We start from the raw sequence: 18006 nt of genomic DNA on the forward strand, positions 1-18006 counted from the left end.
CACCTACCTGTAAAGATGCCGTAAAAATACGCGTAAGGCAAGTCGCCCCGGTCTCAAGGCAAGGCAATATATTTGGTTTCGAGGTACTCCTCGATGCCCTCGGCGCCCGCTTCGCGGCCCAATCCGGACTCCTTGACGCCGCCGAAAGGCGCTGCCACGTCGGAGATAATGCCGCGGTTCACCCCGACCATGCCGGATTCGAGTGCCTCGGCAACGCGCAGTGCGCGGTCCAGGTCAGTGGTGTAAATGTATGCGGCGAGGCCGAATTCGGTGTCGTCTGCGGCGATGATCCCCTCCGCCTCGCCGTCGAAACCGGTGATCGCCGCCACCGGACCGAACACCTCCTCGCGCAGGATGCGTGCCTCGGCAGGCACTTCCGTCAACACGGTCGGCTCGAAGAAGTAGCCTTCGCCCGCGATGGGCGCACCGCCGGTGGCGACCACCGCTCCCTTTTCTGTTGCATCCTGGACCAATTCGGTGACGATGCCACGCTGCTTCTCGCTGATCAGTGGACCGACCTGCACTCCGTCGAGATGGCCGGGACCGACTTTCAGCGCGCGCATACGCTCGGTCAACTTGGCGGTGAACTCCGCCCGGACCGCGTTGTCGATGTGGAAGCGGTTCGCCGCGGTACAGGCCTCGCCGGTGTTGCGCATCTTGGCGGCCATCGCGCCGTCGACCGCGGCATCGATATCGGCATCGGCGAAGACGACGAAGGGAGCGTTGCCGCCGAGCTCCATCGAGGCGCGCAGGACCCGGGTAGCCGACTGGGCCAGCAGGATTTTGCCGACACCGGTCGAACCTGTGAAGGTCACCTTGCGCAGCCGATCGTCGGCGAACAGCGGGTCGGTGAGTGGTGCCGCATCCGCGGTCGGCAGGATCGACAGCACGCCGGGTGGCAGTCCGGCGTCGGCGAAGACCTGCCCGAGCAGCAGCATGGTCAGCGGCGTCTCCGCTGCGGGCTTGACCACCATCGTGCAGCCTGCCGCCAGCGCGGGGGCGATCTTGCGGGTGCCCATGGCGAGCGGGAAGTTCCACGGGGTGATGGCCAAGGTCGGGCCGACGGGTTGCTTTGTGACCAGGATGCGGCCGTTGCCGGACGGCGAATGGGTGTAGCGGCCGTGCACGCGGACCGCCTCCTCGGCGAACCAGCGCAGGAACCCCGCGCCGTAGTCGACCTCGCCCTGGCTTTCCGCCAGCGGCTTGCCCATCTCCAGGGTCATCAGCATGGCGAAATCGTCACTTCGCGCGATGACCAGTTCCCATGCGCGGCGCAAGATTTCGGACCGGACCCGGGACGGTGTGGCAGCCCACCCGCTTTGCGCCGCAGCCGCGGCGTCGAGGGCTCGCGCACCATCGGCGGCGGCCGCGTCGGCGACCTCGATCAGGACCTCGCCGGTCGCCGGATTGTGCACGGGGAAGGTGCTTCCCGTCAGCGCCGGTGTCTGCTCGCCGCCGATCCACAGTTCGGTGGGGAGGGCAGCGAGCAGTTCGGCTACTTCACGCATCGCCCGCTCGACTTCCGGAGACCGCCGACAGCGTCTTGTCCAGGCGGTCGGCCAACTCATCGATGAGCTCGGGGGTGCTGTTCAGCGGCGGCGCCACGAGCACCGAATTGGTGGCCTCGCCGATGCCTGCCGCACAGAGGACAAGCCCGTTTTCCTTCGCAGCGGCGATGATTCGCTTGTTCGTGTCGGCAGGCTGTCCCGCCTGGATATGCAGCGCCTGCATCAGCCCGATGCCCGACTGATCCGACAGCAGCGCCGGATACCGATCGCACAGGGTGGTCAGCGCCGCCGCGAGCAGTTCACCTACCCGCGCGGCGTTGCTCAGCAGCGCTTCGTCCTCGATGACGCTCAGCACCGCATTGGCGGCGGCACACGCCAGCGGGTTCGCGGACATGGTGTGCCCCAGCGCGATCGGGCCGAGCGGCTCCGCGATCGCCGCGGTGATCGTCTCGGAGATCAGGGTGACCGCCAGGCTGGTGTAGCCGCCCGTGACCCCCTTCCCCGACGTCAAAATGTCAGGAGCGACGCTGGAATGGTCGCAGGCCCACCACTTTCCGGTGCGCCCGAAGCCGGACATCACCTCGTCGGCAATGAGGACGATCCCGTTGTTCTTCGTCTCCCGGCGCAGCCACTGCATGGTATGGACGTCGATGGGCGCGGCACCCGAGGACGCACCGCCGAGCGGTTCGATGACGATGGCGGCGACCTTGGACGGTCCGACGCCGAGCAGGGCTTGGGCCCATTCCTCGTGGGTGGCGCGCCGCCGACCGGGCTTGGGGCGCACCAGGACTCGGTTCCCGTTCGGCTGCCCCAACAGCGGTTCCACCGACGGGTCACGTTTGTTGGGACTGCCGGTGATGGACAGCGCCGCCGCGGTCATGCCGTGGTAGCTGGGCTCCTCGGACAGGATGACGGTGCGCTGCGCTGCACCACGCCGGTGCTGGTAGGCGAACGCGAGCCGCAGCGCGCATTCGTTGGCCTCGGAGCCGGAGTTGCTGTACTCGACGGCGGCGGTCTCGGCGGGCGCGATCGAGAGCAGGCGTTCGGTGAGTCGCCGCGCGGGATCATTGCGGAACTGGGTGCGGTGCACGAAGGTCAGTTGCCCGAGCTGGTCCTCGATGGCCTGCAGCACGGTCGGATGCGAATGTCCGACATTCACATTGAGCACGCCGGACGAGCCGTCGAGATAGTCGTTTCCGTCGGCGTCGTAGATGTAGGGACCCTGCGCCCACGCGGCGACGGGCAGGGCGGTTCGGTTCGGCACGGTGGTCGATGCGGGAATCATGCTGGCTGACGGTCCTTTCGGAGCAGGACGAGCAGGGCGGCCGCGACCAGCGCCGCCGTGATACCGAGGGCGCCGGTCAGTCCGGCGAAGGCGGCACTGCCGACGGTGAGCGTGCCGAGCAACGTGGTACCGATCGCGATGCCCGCGTTCATCATCGAGTTGTTCCAGGCGACGACGGACGCACGCTGGGTCGGATCGGCCGAGGACAGGTAGGCCTGCTGGCTGGAGTAGAACGCCCCGCCGAACACGCACCACAGGGTCAGTGCCACGAGGGCGACGAGCACATGCTGCGTGCTCAAAGCTACTGCGGCACAGGGCGCGAAGGCCGCCGCGGCCACCACCGAAACCCACACGCCGCTGACATTTCGCCGGTGCAAGTGATCGAGAATGGTGCCGGTGCTCAGCGAGCCGACCAGCGATCCCGCGCCGACGAGCAGGCCGACGAGACCGAGTGCGTTGAGGCTGAAACCGAAACGCTGGGCGAAGATCACCCCGACGAAGGTGTAGGCGCCGAGGCGGCCCGCCTGCAACAACAGTGTCGCGATGAGCCCCAAACTGATGCGCGGTTGCGCCCACGGCGCCAGCAGCGCGCTGAAGCCGCGGGCAGTGCCGGTCGCGGGAATGTGGTCGAGCCGCGCGTACAGCACCGCCGAGGTGGCGATCATCAGCACGCCCACGGCGAGGAACGGCCACCGCCAACTGGTCAGCGAGGCCAGGGCGGCGCCGAGCGGCACACCGAGCACCTGCCCGAGCGAGTAGACGCTCGCACCGAGCGAGATCACCCGTCCGCGCCGGTGCTGCGGTGTGCGCTCGGCGAGGTAAGCCCAGATCGCGGGGGCCGCGATCGCCGCACCGAGGCCGGTGATACCGCGCCCGACGACCAGCATCGGCAGCGAGCTCGCCGCCGCGCACGCCAGATTGCCGAGCATGAAGACGAGCGAGCCGAGCAGGATCGACCAGCGCCGCGGATACCGATCGGCGAGGATGCCGAACGGCGGCCCCGCGACGGCGTAGACGAGAACGTAGGCGGTGACGATGGTGGCCGAGGCGGCGACCGACGCGTGCAACGACTGGGCGATCTCCGGCAGCATCGGTGCCACCAGATACATTTCGGCGCCCATCAGGAAGAACGCGGCGTAGAGAAGTATGTGCTGAGCCCACGGCGTCGGGGGCTCAGCCTCCACCGCCGGATGCAGGCTCCGGCGTGGCTCGGTCCGCGTCTCGATACTCATACCGAAACCTTCTCCAGCGCATCGTGGCCGGCGATCGGGAGTACCGAGCGGCGGGGCAGGGTCAGCCGCGACCAGACGGTGTCGATGATCTCGGCGAATCGGTGTACGGCCGCGGGACTGTGCACCGGTGACGGATTGATCCGGAGTCGTTCGGTGCCGCGCGCGACGGACGGGAAGTTGATCGGCTGGGCGTATTGGCGGTATTCCTCGAGCAGGATGTCGGCCAGTTGTTTGCATTTGTACGGGTCACCTACGAGCACGGGAACGATATGACTTTCGGTGGACACCAAAGGGATTTCGGCGTCGGCGAGCAGGTCCTGGAGTAGTCCGGCCCGGTGGTGCAGCAGGATTCGCTCGTTGTCGGAATCCCGCAGATGCCGCACGCTCGCCAGCGCCGCGGCCGCGAGGGCGGGCGGCATCGCGAGGGTGAAGATGAAGGCCGGCGCGAAACTGCGCACGGCGTCGAGGATCGGCGCGGGCCCGGTCAGGTAACCGCCCAGGGTGCCATAGCCTTTGGCGAAGGTGCCCATCAGCAGATCGACCTGATCGGCGCAGCCGAGCTGCGCGGCCATGCCGGACCCCTCCGGGCCGTACATGCCGACCGAGTGCGCCTCGTCGACATAGACCAGCGCGCCGTGTTTCTTTGCTACAGCACACAATTCGGGCATCGGCGCGATATCGCCGTCCATCGAGTAGATCGATTCGAAGGCAACGATTTTCGGGCGATCCGGATCGGTGGCCGCGAGCAACTCGTCGAGGTGCGCGGCATCGTTGTGGCGGAAGATGCGCCGCTCGGCGCGCGAGGCGCGCATGCCGAGGATCATCGACGCGTGGTTCTGCTCATCAGAGAAGAAGATCGCGCCGGGTAGCTCCTTGCCGAGCACCCCGAGCACGGCATCGTTGACCGCATACCCGGTGATGAAGGTCAGGCCCGCTTCCTTGCGATGCAGTTGCGCCACTTCACGTTCGAGCAGGATGTGCGTGTGGTTGTTGCCCGAGATATTGCGTGATCCACCCGCCGCGACACCCGAGCGGTTCACCGACCGGTGCATGGCTTCGACGACGGCGGGGAACTGGCCCATGCCGAGGTGGTCGTTGCTACACCCCACGGTGATCTCGCGCAGCCCGTCCCGGTGGTGGTGCACCGCCTGCGGGAATCGGCCTGCCAGGCGCTCGATTTCGACAAAGGTGCGGTATTGACCCGACGCTCGGATGTCGTCGATTCGTCGCTCGAAAAAGGCCGTGTAGTCGAAAGCCATGGGAGTCTCCGTTTTCTCGAAGGGTGTGATCTGTCGGTCAGTTGAGCTGCTGGTCGGCGAGATGGTCGGTGAGTGCGGGGTTGGCGTCCCAGCCGGTGATGGGCGGGTAGGCGTCGGAGTCGGTGATGACGTCCAGGACGGTGGTCGCCGGATCGACGATCGCCTTCGAAAGGGCTTCGCGCAGTTCCACATCGGTGTGGATGGTGTGCCCGTGCGCGCCGCACGCGGTGGCGATCTGCGCGTGGTCGACGTGACCGAGTTCGACCGCCGAGGTCGGTCTGCCGAACTGGACGATCTCGGCATGCTTCTGGTAGCCGAGGATGGCGTTGTTCAGCACCACCACCACGACGTCGAGGTGCTCGCGCACGGCCGTCTCGAGCTCCGCCCAGCAGTGCGCGAAACCGCCGTCCCCGACCAGGCAGATCACCGGAGCGGACGGCCGCGCCGCCTTCGCGCCGAGCGCCAGCGGAAGTCCCCAGCCGAGCCCCGCCATGCCGCGCGGCAACAGGAACCGCTGACGATGGGTGGTGGCGCGGATGTAGTTCGCGGCCCAGATCGAGGAGTAACTGGCGTCCGCGACGACGATGGCGTCATCGGGCAGCAGCGTGCTGATCTCGTCGGCCACCCGCTCCGGGCGCAGCGGCTGCCGCGTCGAGGTACGCACGGCGGCCGTGGCCGTCTCGAACTCCGCGCGTGACCGGGCGATCTGCGCGGTGAGCGCGGGGCGTTCGGCGCTGCGCTTGCTCAGGTCGAGTTCGCGCAGTGCGGCCGCGAGATCATCGATGCCGGTCCGGACATCGCCGACCAGGCGCAGCGACGGGTAGTTGCGGCCGATCTCGGTCGGGTCGATGTCGAGGTGGAGGAAGGTGGCCTCCGGCGGGAACAGGGTCCAGCCGTCGGTGCCGTTCTCGTTGGTGCGCGAACCGACGAGCAGGACCGTGTCCACCCCGGCGATCCACTCGCGCATGCCGTGCGAAACACCGTGCGGGCCCATGTAATTGCCGATGACGCCCACGCTCAGATCGGCGGTGTCCGGGACGACGCCCTTGCCCATCGGGGTGGTGGCCACCGGTAACGAGGCCAGATCGCTCAGGCGGGCCAGCGCAGCGCCCGCGTCGGCGGAGACCGCGCCGCCACCTGCGACGACGAGTGGCCGCTCGGCACCGGCCAGCAGTCGCGCGGCGGCGTGCACAGCGGCCTCGGGCGGGCGGATCCGGTCGAGCGGGAAGGCCGGACGGTCGAGGCCGGCGGGCGGGGGCGGTGCGTCCAGTTCGAGGACGTCCTTCGGCAGCATGAGCACGGCCGGGCCGGGCCTGCCGCTGGTCGCCGCCCGGAAGGCCGCGTCGACATAATCGTGGACGCGGGCCGGATCATCGAGGCGATCGAACCATTTGGTGCATCCGGAAAACAGACTTTGGTGATCAATTTCCTGAAACGCGTTTTTGTTGCGAATCGGACTCGGCACATCCTGCACGAAGGCGACCACGGGAATCGAAACCTTCGCGGCCTCGGTCAGCGGCGGCACGAGCAGGGTCGCCGCGGGACCGTTTTGCGCTACCACGACCGAGCAATGCCCGGATACCCTGGCGAAGCCGTCGGCCATGGTGCCGCCCGCGTTTTCGGTGCGGTAAACGATCTGCCGGATCCCGAGATCCTCGGCGGCCAATACCAGCAGCGACGGCAGACTCTGGCCGAAGAATTCGGATATCTGCCTGGCGCGAAGATTCTCGGCTATGGCGGCGGCGACTGTCGGCATCGGAACACCTTCTCGCGGTAGCGGGGGCTCGGACTGTTCGGTAGCTACAGTCTCGGGCCACGCAGAACGCCAGGTCCAATACGTATTTGCTTCCCGTTGATAAGGAAGTCTTATCTGGCTAGGCTGGCCGCGTGGACGACCTACGTCGCGTTCGTTACTTCCTAGCAGTAGCCGAGCACCGACACTTCGGTCGCGCGGCGGAGTCGCTGCACATCACCCAGCCCGCGCTGTCTCAGCAGGTCAAGGCATTGGAGAAAGAGCTCGGCGTCGAGTTGCTCGCCCGCACCGGCCGGGGTTTCGTGATGACCGCAGCCGGTTTGGCATTGCAGGCGGGTGCGCAGCAACTCCTCGCCACGGCGGCTGAGCTGGAGCGCACGGTGCGTGCGCGCGCCTCGGGCACGGCGGGCGAGTTGAAGATCGCCTTCACCCGATCGGGCTCCGACAGCGATATTTCCCAGCGCATCCGGGACTTTCGCAAGGAGTTTCCCGATATCACCGTCTCGACGATTACCGGCTGGACCTCCTGGAATCTCGACCTGCTCGAATCGGGCGAGGTCGATGTCGCGTTCGTGCGCGGAAATATCACCCACCCACGGGTGCAGACGCACCTCATCGGACTGCAGGAAGCCGCCGTGGTGGTGTGCAAAGGGCACCCACTGGCCGAAAAAACGACTCTGGAAATAGCCGAGATCGTAGACGAGCCGATCGTGCTCTGGTCCCGGCACACCGGACCGGCCTTCTACGACGAATTGGTCACCCACATCTGGGGCGACGGCGCCCCCAACCTGGTGGCCGAGGAATCGGACGCAGAACAGGTCCTCGACCTGGTATCGACCGGTACCGGCATCAGCGTGCTCGACCGCAAACGCGCGACCCGAATCGCCCACGAAAATATCGTCGTCATTCCTTTCGGCACGAACCCACCACAAATCGCCATTCGCATCGCCTGGATGCGCGGCTCGGACGCCCCGGCTCTCGCCCACTTCCTCGATTGGTGGCGCCGCTGTAGTTAGCCGCTGTGCCGACGTCTGACGACCGCGACGCCGCGAACGGCGGTGAGGATGGTGACCACCATGATCGTCACCAGTTGCAGGGGGTTCCAGGCGACGGGGTCGAGGATCAGTTCCGCCTCCGCCGAATACATTGGGCGGGAGGGGGTTCGGGGACTCGGGACGGTCGGTGTCGCCGGTGTGAGTTCAGGGATGAGTGGGGTCTCGACTGGGGGAACGGGGAGGTCCGGTAGCGCGGGGAGCGGCGGCAGGGTGGGCAATGGCGGTGGGAGCAGGAGCGGGTTTCCGGGATAGGGCGGCAGAATGTCGCGCGGCCACAGCAGGCAGGCCAGCCCGCTGCCCGTGGCGGCGCTGCCGACGACGACGCTGCCGAGTGCGGAGCCGCTGGAGCCGAGGATGCCGTGCGAACTGCCGGTCACGATGCCGAGCAGGATGAGCGCGCCGCCGACGGCGACGCTGCCGGTGCATGCTGTTCGGACGCCGTCGGAGTCGAGATCGGGCAGTTCGGCGGAGCCGCCGGGCAATGTCTGCACCGGGGCCGCCGCCACGGTGTCGTCGTTTTCCGCTGTGCCGGTTTCCATTTCGACGCGCGCTGCGGTACCGAGGCCGGCGCTCCCGGTGCCGAGGTATTCGCGCACTGCGGGGCCGCCGCTCGGACCGAGCTGCAACGGTGTCCCGGAGTCCGCGCTGCCGGTCTCGATGCCACCCGGAGCGGCACTGCCCGAGACGATTTCGCCGAGCGACGGCCATTCCGGCGGTGGCAGCTCGGCGGTCGCGACCGCGGCCGGACCGGCGACCAGTGCCGCGGCGGCGAGGGGCAGTGCCGTCACGGCGGTGAATCCTCTGATCTGTGCCATGTGCGCACATCCCGTTCGTAATCGGTTCGCAGCCAACAGGTTCGGTCAGGTGATGTCCTCATAACGGGACAATGCCAGTTCGAACGCGTCCTTCGATACGATGTTCCCGCCGGAGAACGGCCGATCGAGCCCGTAGATCGCGACGATCGCCGCGCCGACCACGACACCGAGCAGCGCGGTCATCACTACGCTGCGTTTGGTCACCTCGACGCCGGAGAGCGCCGCGCTGCACAGCAGCAGAATCGTGGTGAACCACAGTGCGGTGTAAAGGAATCCGGGCATACCGAGTTTCGCGTCCATCGCGCGATCGTGGCGGGCCTGCGCTGCCGCGTCGAGGGCGGCCGCCGCCTTGGCTTGCAGCTCGGTCACCGAGGCGTCCTCCGACTGGATGCCCAGCACGGTGTCCCGCAGCTTGTCGAAGGTGTCCTGGGTGGACTGGCTCAGCCGCTCTTCGTTGTCCATCTCCGGCCACTCCACCGTGACCACCTGCTCGGTGTAGTCGTGCACCAGCCGCTGGACCTGCTGGTGCGCCGGTTCCGGCATCGAGTGCGCGGCCCAGTAGACGTCGACCAGCGCCTTGGACTCGGCGACCGTGTGGTTGTGCGCGTTGTCGTACTGCTGCCAGCAGATCACCACGACGAAGGCGGCCACGGCCATGAACAGTGTGTTGATCAGGTCGAGCACCAAAGTGCCGGACCCCTCGTCCTCGGTATCCCGCCACGAGGCGGGCCGCAGCCGATTCCCGACCACGAAGACGATGACGGCAAGGGCCGCGACCGCTAGGGGCACGACCAACTGCTGTACGAGCTCACTGTCCATAGCGCGACCTTTCTAGGTGTTCCTCGAGACGATGGCGTCGGCGACATCGCGTAGCGCTTGGTTGACCGCGGCGGGGAACGGCGCGTGGTCGAGGACCCGGTTGGCCTGCGCCCAGCGCGTGCGGATCATCGCCTCGACATGGTGTCGCGCTGTGGCGGTGAGGATTTCGCGGCAGGTGTCGGCCTGCCGGTCATCGAGCTCTGGATCACCCAGCAGGGCGAGCAACTGCGTGGCTTGTGCGGGCGTGGCGTGTTCGAGGGCCAGCGCGACCAGCGCGGTGTGCTTGCCGTCGCGCAGATCCTCCAGATCGGACTTGCCGGTGCGCGCCGGGTCGCCGTAGACGCCGAGCAGATCATCCTGCAGCTGGAACGCCTCACCGAGCGGCCCGGCGTAGGCGCTGAGCGCTGCCCGCACCCCGCTGTGCGCACCGGCGAGCACGGCGCCCAACTGGAGCGGTCGTTCGCAGGTGTAGGACACCGTCTTGTAGCGGATGATGCGCAGCGCGCGGCCGAGGTCGCTGGACGGCCGCGCGGTGGTGAGCAGGTCCAAGTACTGGCCGTACATGACGTCCGCGCGCATGCCGTCGAGCACCGTGAGCGCGTCGTCCAGCTGCTCGGCGGTGAGCTGTGCGGTGTGCAGCAGTTCGGCCGACCAGACCATCGTCAGGTCGCCGAGCACGATGGCGCAGTGTGCGCCGAACCGGTCCGGATCGCGGCGATCCCGATGTTGTTGCGCCAGTACACGATGCACGGTGGGCCGGTCGCGTCGGGTATCGCTGTTGTCGATGATGTCGTCGTGGATCAGCACGGCGGCGTGGAAAAGCTCGAGCGAGGCCGCGGCTCGCACAACCGGTTGCGGCACCGGCACTTCGCCCGCGGCCGCGTGCCAGCCGAGGACGCACAGCAGCGGGCGAATCCGCTTGCCGCCGGCGAACAGGAAGTCGTGCACGGTACCGGTGAGCTCGCCGGGCAGCGCCGGGTCGGTGGCGGTTGCCTTGTCCCGCAGGAAGTATTCGAGCGCGCTGTCCACTCGCGTCCGAATCGCCGCCAGGTCCACCGGTGTCGCGGGCTCGACGTGTGTGGTGGTCATGAGTTCCCCTCCGCCGGTGCTTCTGCGCGGCCCTCGGTGAGCGCGATGGCCTCGGCCACCAGGGTTTCCACGATCAGGTGTTCGGGCACGGTGCGAATGACCTTGCCCCGGACGAAGATCTGCCCCTTGCCGTTGCCCGAGGAGACACCGAGATCGGCCTCGCGGGCCTCGCCGGGCCCGTTGACCACGCAGCCCATCACCGCCACCCGCAGCGGATGGGGGAACCCCTCGAACGCCGCCTCCACCTGCCCGGCCAGCCGATGGATATCGACCTGAACGCGGCCACAGCCGGGGCAGGAGACGATCTCGAGCTTGCGCGGGCGTAGGCCGAGCGACTGCAGAATGTGGCAGCCCGCTTTGACCTGATCGACCGGCGGCGCCGAGATGGACACCCGGATGGTGTCGCCGATGCCCTCGCCGAGCAGAATCGCGAAGGCGACCGCCGACTTGACGGTGCCCTGGAACATCGGTCCCGCCTCGGTGACCCCGAGGTGCAGCGGATAGTCACAGCGTTGGGCGAGTAGGCGATTGGCCGCGATCATGGTGCGCGGGTCGTGATGCTTGACCGCGATCTTGAGGTCGGTGAACCCGTGTTCCTCGAACAGCGCGGCCTCCCACAGCGCCGACTCGACGAGGGCCGCCGCGGTCGCGGCGCCGTGTTTGGCGAGCACCCGTGGGTCGAGCGAACCGGCATTGACCCCGACCCGAATCGGAATGCCCGCTGCCGCTGCTGCTTTCGCGATATCGCCGACACGATCGTCGAATTGTTTGATGTTGCCCGGATTCACCCGCACCGCCGCGCAACCGGCGTCGATCGCTGCGAAGACGTACCGCGGCTGGAAGTGGATGTCGGCGATGACCGGCAGCGGGGAGCGGGCGACGAGGGCGGGCAACGCGGCCGCGTCCTCCGGGGTCGGCACCGCGACCCGGACGATGTCGCAGCCCGCGGCGGTCACCGCGGCGATCTGTTGCAGCGTGCCGTCGATGTCGGCGGTGCGGGTGGTGGTCATCGTCTGCACGGAGATCGGCGCGCCACCGCCGACCGGGACGCCGCCGATGTTCAGCCTGCGGGTGCGATGGCGGGTGGGCATGGTCGGCAGGCCGAGATCATTGCTGGTCATCGCGACCCTCCGGATCGGTGCGGGCAGCGGCCGTTGCGGTGGTCATGACAGGTGCCTGACGTGGGGCGGCGGGGCGAAGGTGATGTCCTCGACGGCCGTGGTGAGTTCGCGAACGGTGACCGGACCCCAGGCCCGTAGCGCCTCGATGACCGCGTCGACCAGCGCGGCCGGCGCGGAGGCGCCTGCGGACAGGCCGATGGTGTTCGCGCCGGCGATCCAGTCGGGCGAGATGGCGGCTGCGTCGTCGATGAGGTAGGCCGGAATGCCCTGGCGCTGCGCAACTTCCACGAGGCGATGCGAGTTCGACGAGTTGTCCGAGCCGATGACGAGCACGACGTCGCTGTGCCGGGCGACCGCCTCGACCGACTCCTGCCGGTTGGTGCTGGCGTAGCAGATATCGGCGCTCCCTGGGCCGTGCACTGCGGGAAAGCGTTGGCGCAGCACCGCAATGGTCTCCTCGGCCTCGTCGACCGACAGGGTGGTCTGCGTCAGATACGCGACCCGGCTCTCGTCGGGGACCTGGAGCGCGGCCGCCTCGGCCGGACCGTCGACCACCACGGTCACCTCCGGCGCCTCGCCCGCGGTGCCTTCGACCTCCTCGTGTCCGGCGTGACCGACCAGCACGATGGTGTCGCCGCGCGCCGCGAAACGCCGGGCCTCGGCGTGCACTTTGGTGACCAGCGGGCAGGTGGCGTCGACCACGGTGAGTCCGCGCTGTGCCGCCTGTTCGTGCACCGCGGGGGAGACGCCGTGCGCGGAGAAGACGACCGTCGCACCCACCGGCACCTCGTCGAGCTCCTCGACGAACACCGCACCGCGCGCAGCCAGATCGGCGACCACGTGGGTGTTGTGCACGATCTGCTTGCGCACGTAGACCGGACCCTGTCGGTCGGGCGCGGCCAGCAATCGTTCCACGGTGTCGATCGCCCGTTCCACGCCCGCACAGAAGGAGCGTGGCGCGGCGAGCAGCACCGTCCTCGCCCGCGCGGCGGTCATGGCGACACCGTGCTCAGTGCGGAGTCGGCCGGCCTGCGACCGAGCCCATCGATGTACACGGCTCCGGTGCCGAGGCCGGTAGGTCGCAGGTACGGCGCAGCGGGCGTAGTGGGCTCGGGCGCCGGATCCTCGGTGACCGGCGGCTCGGGGACGTCCACGCGACGATAACGTTCCTCGAGCTGCGCCTCCTTGTAGCGACCACACGAGATGTGCCAGTGCACGATTCCGGCCATCCAGTCCTGCAGTTCGACCGCGCGCCGGTCCAGCGAAGCACGCACGTCCTGATCCAGGTCGTATTCGTCGTAGAGGGCGGGCAATTCGCTGCCGACGATGCGTTCGAACTGCTGCATTCGCGCGGTCAGCAGGTCGTTGACGATGGCCACGCCGTCCTCGGGCCCGCAGTCGAAGAAGTTCTGCATGACGCGGACCGCGTTGTGGAAGTCCCCTTCGTACTGTGTCTCTTTGTGATACGAGAACAGGTCGTTCACCATCGTGGCGTAGTCGCTCGCGGTGTGCTCCAGGTCCAGGATCGTCTGGGTGCGGTAGACCTCCGGCGGCACCAGGTGACCGTGCGAGAACCGGGACAACGCCATGGTGAGATCGGAACCGAAAGTGCGGCGGCGCATCTCGACATAGTCGACCGGATCGGGAATGCGATTGGCAATGTCGTTGGCCACCTCCCATTCGCAGCTGGCCAGGAAAGCCGTGACGGCGCGGTGGAATTCGCGCCGCTGCTCGGCATCGAGGACGCTGGTCGTCCGGTGCCATAGATCGGCGAGGGCCCGCTCCATCGCGTTGGCGGCGGGCGGTGTGGCCTCGGAATCGAGCGGCATGAACGCCGCGAATCGTTTGCCCTGCAGCTTGGCCGCGACCATGTCCTTGTGCGCGGCGAACACCTGCGGGTAGTAATCGTCGATGTAGGTGCCCCAGGCCAGCCAGTTGGCCGAGAGATCGAGCTCCGCGAGGGTGGCGTCGGGGTCCAAACCCGCTGAGCACAGCGCGAAATCGAACTCCGCGAGATCGACCGGCCGCCACAGCGCGCGGCCGCCCAGCGCGGGCACAGGTTCGTGGAAGCCGACCAGAGCACCCCACTCCAGCAGGTTCTTGCGCGCCACATCGACGAGTGGATTCAGTTGGAGCTGGTAAGGCAGGTAGAGCTCGGGTAACGCTGTCGGTCCGACCTGCTCGAAGCGCGGTCGGGTGAAGCTTTTGATCCGGTTCGCCCCGAGCGCCGTTGGGGTGAACAGGTGCACCGCGGTGCTACCGAGCCCGATGGGTTTGAACAGGCGGGACAAGGGATCGCCCGCCACCGTGCCGCCCTTGTTCATGTACCGGCTCGACCGCATGTGCCATTCGTGGCCGCCGGATTGCCAGTCCTGCAAGCCTTTCGCGTAGGCGACCACGGCGGCCTGGTCCTGCGGCTCGACCGCGTACTCGGCGAACAGCATGGGAAGTTCGGTGAGCGCCGTGTGCTCGAACTGTTGCAGCCGGGAGGTCAGCAGATCGTTGACGACGTCGGCGGCGCGCTGGGTCTCGTAGCCGAAAAACCGCTCCACCACCAGGATTCCGTTGGCGTTCTCGCCCTCCTGCCGTACCTCGCGCTCATAGGAGAAGATGTCGTTGCGCAGGTGCACGCCGTCGGCGAAGGTGTCGCGCAACACCTCCAGCGGCCGGGTCGCGGCCAGTTCGGGCGGGACCGCCGCGCCGACCGCGTGTTCGACCAGGTTGGCCGACCACGGTGCGCCGCCGACCTTGCGGCGCATCTCGATGTACTCGATCGGATTCGCGATCCGGCCCTCGGTGATATTGGCCAGCTCCCACCGCGATTCCTCCAGCAGCGCAGTGGTTGTCGCGACGAAACGCTCGCGCCAGTCCAGCTCCATCGCGGGCACGGTGCGCACCCACAGGTCGGCGAGACCGCGCTCCACCGGGTTGGTCGGTTCCGGCATCGGCGCGCCGGCCAGCGGCATGAAATCGCGCAGCCGCTCCAGATACTTTCGCGCGCCTTCGGTGTCTTTGGTCCGTTTGAACAGCTCGAGGAAGTGATCGTCGAAATAGAACACCCACACGTACCAGTCGGTGATGAGCGACAGCTCCTGGCTGTCGCAGTCCGGGTGGGTGTAGGCGCACAGCAGGCCGTAGTCGTGCCGCTCCAGGTCGGTCTCGTCCCAAATATGGTGTCCCTCTTGCGGTTCGAAGAAGCCCATGGACTCGGCCCAGACCCGGGTGTGCTCGCGGGCGATGTCCACGTGCGGATTGAGCCGGGCCGGGTACGGCATGTAGAAATCGGGAAGTTCGAAGGGCTGCATGTCATCTCCTTACGATCGACGCGCGCGGCTCAGTGGTTGCGGCGGGATACCATGCCTGCCAGCACCATCAGGTCCGCGGCGGCGGCGGGATCGGCGAGCGCTGCGATCGCCGCGCGTACCCGGCGCTCGGCGAGCTGCTGGGCGCACTGCCGCCCGCCCGCCGACTCGACCAAGGCCGCGGCCCGAACGGTGTCCATCACAGCGGTGCCCGGATCGCGGCCTAACATCGTCGCCAGCTCGGCGGCCGCCTCGGTGCCGGAGCCCAGTGCCGAAACCACCGGCAGCGACATGGTGTGGCGGGCAAGGTCACTCGCCGGTTTGCCGGTGATTTTCGGGTCACCCCAGATCCCGATGAGGTCGTCGACGAACTGGAAGGCCATGCCGAGTTCGCGCCCGAACGTGTCCATCGCCGCGATGGTGGGCGGCTCCGCCTGCGCGCACAGGGCCCCCAACGCGCACGCACAGCCCATCAGCGCGCCGGTCTTACCCATGGCCATGCGCGCGTACTCCTCGACATCGACGTGCCCGCCCGAGCGGAACCGGCAATCCGCCTGCTGGCCGTGACACATCTCGATGACCGTCGTTTCCAGCCTGGCGACCGCCGCCGTAGCTGTTTGCGCCGGTAGACCGTCTACCAGCATGCGCACCGCGAGGGCGTGCAGCGCGTCGCCGAGCAGCATCGCGTCGGGGATGCCCCACACCGTCCACACGGCGGGCCTGCCGCGCCGGACCTGGTCGGCATCCATGATGTCGTCGTGCAGGAGGGTGAAATTGTGGACCAGCTCCACCGCGGCCGCCGCCGCGAGCGCGGTGTGCGGGCCGGCTCCGCATGCCACGGCCGAGCAGACGGTCAACGCGGGCCGCAGGGCCTTACCGACCGGTTGCGGGGTCGCGGTGCCGTCGGCGTCCCACCAGCCGAGGTGGTAGCCGCCCATCCGGCGCAGCGGTTCGGGTAATGACGAAATCGCCTCGCGCAGTAGCGGTTCGCATAGCTCGCGAACGTTGGACAGAATCTCTGTGGCCCGGCGGCTCGTCGCCGCCGAGGTGCTCTCGATCATCAGCACGTACACCTTCCCTAGCGGTGTCGTGGACACGGAATCCGGGTCCCACGACCGGGAACGCCGCGGCTGCTCGGTATTCGGCCGCCGCGGCGTCGAAGACATCGAGGTCGCTGATCGTCGGGTCAGTCCGCTTGGCGGGCGACCAGAACGTTGTCGAGAATGCCGAGCGCGTCGGGGACGAGGATCGCCGCCGAGTAGTAGCAACTGACCAGGTAAGAAATGATCGACTGGTCGTCGATGCCTTTGAAACGGACGTTGAGGCTCGGCTCGAATTCGTCGGGGAGCCCGGTCTGGTGCAAACCGATGACGCCCTGATCCTTTTCGCCGGTGCGCATGGCCAGAATCGAGGTGGTCTGGTTGGTGCTGACCGGGATCTTGCTACACGGGAAGATCGGCACCCCGCGCCAAGCGGGCACCCGGTTGCCCTCGATGTCGATGGTGTCCGGGTACAGGCCGCGTTTGGTGCATTCGCGACCGAAGGCGGCGATCGCTTTCGGATGCGCGATAAAGAGTTTGGTGCTGCGCCGCATGCTGAGCAGCTCGTCCATGTCGTCCGGGGTGGGCGGGCCCGACTCGGAGTAGATGCGTTGCTTCAGATCGCAATTGCGCAGCAGACCGAAGTCCGGACTGTTGACGAGGTCGTCCTCGCGGCGTTCGTAGAGCGCCTCGATGGTCAGTCGCAACTGCTGCTGGGTCTGATTCATCGGGTCGTTGAACAGATCGGCGACGCGGGTGTGCACGCGCAGCACGCTCTGCGCGAGGCTGAGCTCGTATTCGCGCGGACGGACGTCGTAGTCCACGAAGGTGCCGTCGATTTCGGGTTCACCCGCGTGGCCCGAGGTGATCTGGATATTCGCTTCGCCCTGTTTGTTCTGTGGTCGAGCAGCGGCGGCGGCAACCTGGGAGAGTTGCGTGCGGAGTGCGGGTACGTGGTCGAGCACTTCGTCCAGCGCCTGCCGCGGCAGGACCAGCACGATGCTCTTGGTGATCGCCTTGACGGTGGCCGGCCAAATGGCCGAGGGGTCGGTGAAACTCTGCTCGCCGACATAGTTGCCGCCGGCCAGGGTGCCGAGCATGGTCGGCTCGCCGTATTCGCCGGAGCCCATTTTGGCCAGTTTGCCGTGCACGATCAGTATCACTTGATTCATCGGATAGCCGAATTCGGCTACCACCGCACCCGGTTCGAATTCGCGCTGTTCGAATCGCCGCGCGAGTGCGCGCAGTACTTCCTCGTCGTCGATATCGCGCAGCGCCGCCATTTCCCGCAGCTCCATCGGGATCACCCGGGCCTGCGAGCCGTCGACCGAAAACTCGATCCGGCCGTTTCCGATGGTGTGGGTCAGTCGGCGGTTCACCCGGTACACACCGCCGTTGACCTGCGTCCACGGCAGCATTCTGGTCAGCCAGCGGGAGGTGATGCCCTGCATCTGGGGTTCGGATTTGGTGGTGGTCGCCAACTGGTGCGCGGCGGTGGTGCTGAGACTCTTGCGTCCATTGGTCTCAGCGGAGGCAGACACTGGCGTTTCGATTGTCATATTTGATCCTCACCTCGAAATGGTCACCATGGACGGTCGGCGCTGAAAGTCCGAATAGGTGATCGTTCAGATTCGACGGTTGTGCACAGCAGGTCGGCAGGCGGCGATGAGCCGGGTGCGGACGGGTCACTCGAGCGAATGTTGCTATATGACAGTGCATTTCAGACGC

Annotated in this window: 14 protein-coding genes; 1 reads left to right on the forward strand and 13 read right to left on the reverse strand. The window is 67.4% G+C overall.

The window, feature by feature from the left end; translation table 11 throughout:
• Nucleotides 1–53 precede the first annotated feature (53 nt).
• The 5 genes from DBO33_RS14500 to DBO33_RS14520 are packed head-to-tail and all read right to left on the reverse strand — an operon-like array spanning nucleotide 54 to nucleotide 7040.
• Nucleotides 54–1508: an NAD-dependent succinate-semialdehyde dehydrogenase gene (locus DBO33_RS14500; protein WP_107655496.1), complete on the reverse strand. Its 1455-nt coding sequence runs from the start codon at nucleotides 1506–1508 to the stop codon at nucleotides 54–56.
• A complete protein-coding gene (locus DBO33_RS14505; protein WP_107655497.1) occupies nucleotides 1501–2793 on the reverse strand; it encodes an aminotransferase family protein in 1293 nt (430 codons plus the stop codon). The genes DBO33_RS14500 and DBO33_RS14505 overlap by 8 nt, the downstream gene beginning before the upstream one ends.
• Nucleotides 2790–4025, reverse strand: coding sequence for an MFS transporter (locus DBO33_RS14510; protein ID WP_107655498.1), 1236 nt, complete (start codon nucleotides 4023–4025; stop codon nucleotides 2790–2792). The genes DBO33_RS14505 and DBO33_RS14510 overlap by 4 nt, the downstream gene beginning before the upstream one ends.
• Nucleotides 4022–5284 (reverse strand): 5-aminolevulinate synthase, encoded by a 1263-nt coding sequence (gene hemA, locus DBO33_RS14515; RefSeq protein WP_107655499.1) that lies wholly within the window; start codon nucleotides 5282–5284, stop codon nucleotides 4022–4024. The genes DBO33_RS14510 and hemA overlap by 4 nt, the downstream gene beginning before the upstream one ends.
• Nucleotides 5285–5321: 37 nt before the next feature.
• Nucleotides 5322–7040: an acetolactate synthase catalytic subunit gene (locus DBO33_RS14520; protein WP_107655500.1), complete on the reverse strand. Its 1719-nt coding sequence runs from the start codon at nucleotides 7038–7040 to the stop codon at nucleotides 5322–5324.
• Between the two features lie 131 nt (nucleotides 7041–7171).
• Between DBO33_RS14520 and DBO33_RS14525 the strand changes: the two genes are divergently transcribed.
• Nucleotides 7172–8053 (forward strand): LysR family transcriptional regulator, encoded by an 882-nt coding sequence (locus DBO33_RS14525; RefSeq protein ID WP_107655501.1) that lies wholly within the window; start codon nucleotides 7172–7174, stop codon nucleotides 8051–8053.
• On the opposite strand, the gene DBO33_RS14530 is transcribed toward DBO33_RS14525, so the two are convergent.
• The 8 genes from DBO33_RS14530 to DBO33_RS14565 all read right to left on the reverse strand — a co-directional run bounded on the left by DBO33_RS14530 (nucleotide 8050) and on the right by DBO33_RS14565 (nucleotide 17837).
• Entirely contained in the window at nucleotides 8050–8907 is an 858-nt protein-coding gene (locus DBO33_RS14530; protein ID WP_107655502.1) for a hypothetical protein, read from the reverse strand. The genes DBO33_RS14525 and DBO33_RS14530 overlap by 4 nt on opposite strands.
• Nucleotides 8908–8952: 45 nt before the next feature.
• Complete coding sequence (locus tag DBO33_RS14535; protein ID WP_107655503.1) at nucleotides 8953–9726, reverse strand: bestrophin-like domain; 774 nt, start codon at nucleotides 9724–9726, stop codon at nucleotides 8953–8955.
• A 12-nt stretch (nucleotides 9727–9738) separates the two neighbouring features.
• A complete protein-coding gene (locus tag DBO33_RS14540) occupies nucleotides 9739–10815 on the reverse strand; it encodes a polyprenyl synthetase family protein (RefSeq protein ID WP_107655504.1) in 1077 nt (358 codons plus the stop codon).
• Nucleotides 10812–11936, reverse strand: a complete 1125-nt coding sequence (gene ispG, locus DBO33_RS14545) for a flavodoxin-dependent (E)-4-hydroxy-3-methylbut-2-enyl-diphosphate synthase (protein WP_107655505.1) — start codon at nucleotides 11934–11936, stop codon at nucleotides 10812–10814. Before ispG ends, DBO33_RS14540 begins: the two co-directional genes overlap by 4 nt.
• Before the next feature lie 42 nt (nucleotides 11937–11978).
• Nucleotides 11979–12932: a 4-hydroxy-3-methylbut-2-enyl diphosphate reductase gene (ispH, locus tag DBO33_RS14550; protein WP_107655506.1), complete on the reverse strand. Its 954-nt coding sequence runs from the start codon at nucleotides 12930–12932 to the stop codon at nucleotides 11979–11981.
• Nucleotides 12929–15241, reverse strand: a complete 2313-nt coding sequence (locus DBO33_RS14555; protein WP_107655507.1) for a terpene synthase family protein — start codon at nucleotides 15239–15241, stop codon at nucleotides 12929–12931. The genes ispH and DBO33_RS14555 overlap by 4 nt, the downstream gene beginning before the upstream one ends.
• A 29-nt stretch (nucleotides 15242–15270) precedes the next feature.
• On the reverse strand, nucleotides 15271–16299 hold the full coding sequence (locus tag DBO33_RS14560; RefSeq protein WP_107660273.1) for a polyprenyl synthetase family protein: 1029 nt from the start codon (nucleotides 16297–16299) through the stop codon (nucleotides 15271–15273).
• A 125-nt stretch (nucleotides 16300–16424) separates the two neighbouring features.
• Complete coding sequence (locus tag DBO33_RS14565; protein WP_107655508.1) at nucleotides 16425–17837, reverse strand: family 2B encapsulin nanocompartment shell protein; 1413 nt, start codon at nucleotides 17835–17837, stop codon at nucleotides 16425–16427.
• Between the last annotated feature and the right edge of the window lie 169 nt (nucleotides 17838–18006).

Source organism: Nocardia suismassiliense (assembly GCF_900269665.1).
Classification (GTDB): domain Bacteria; phylum Actinomycetota; class Actinomycetes; order Mycobacteriales; family Mycobacteriaceae; genus Nocardia; species Nocardia suismassiliense.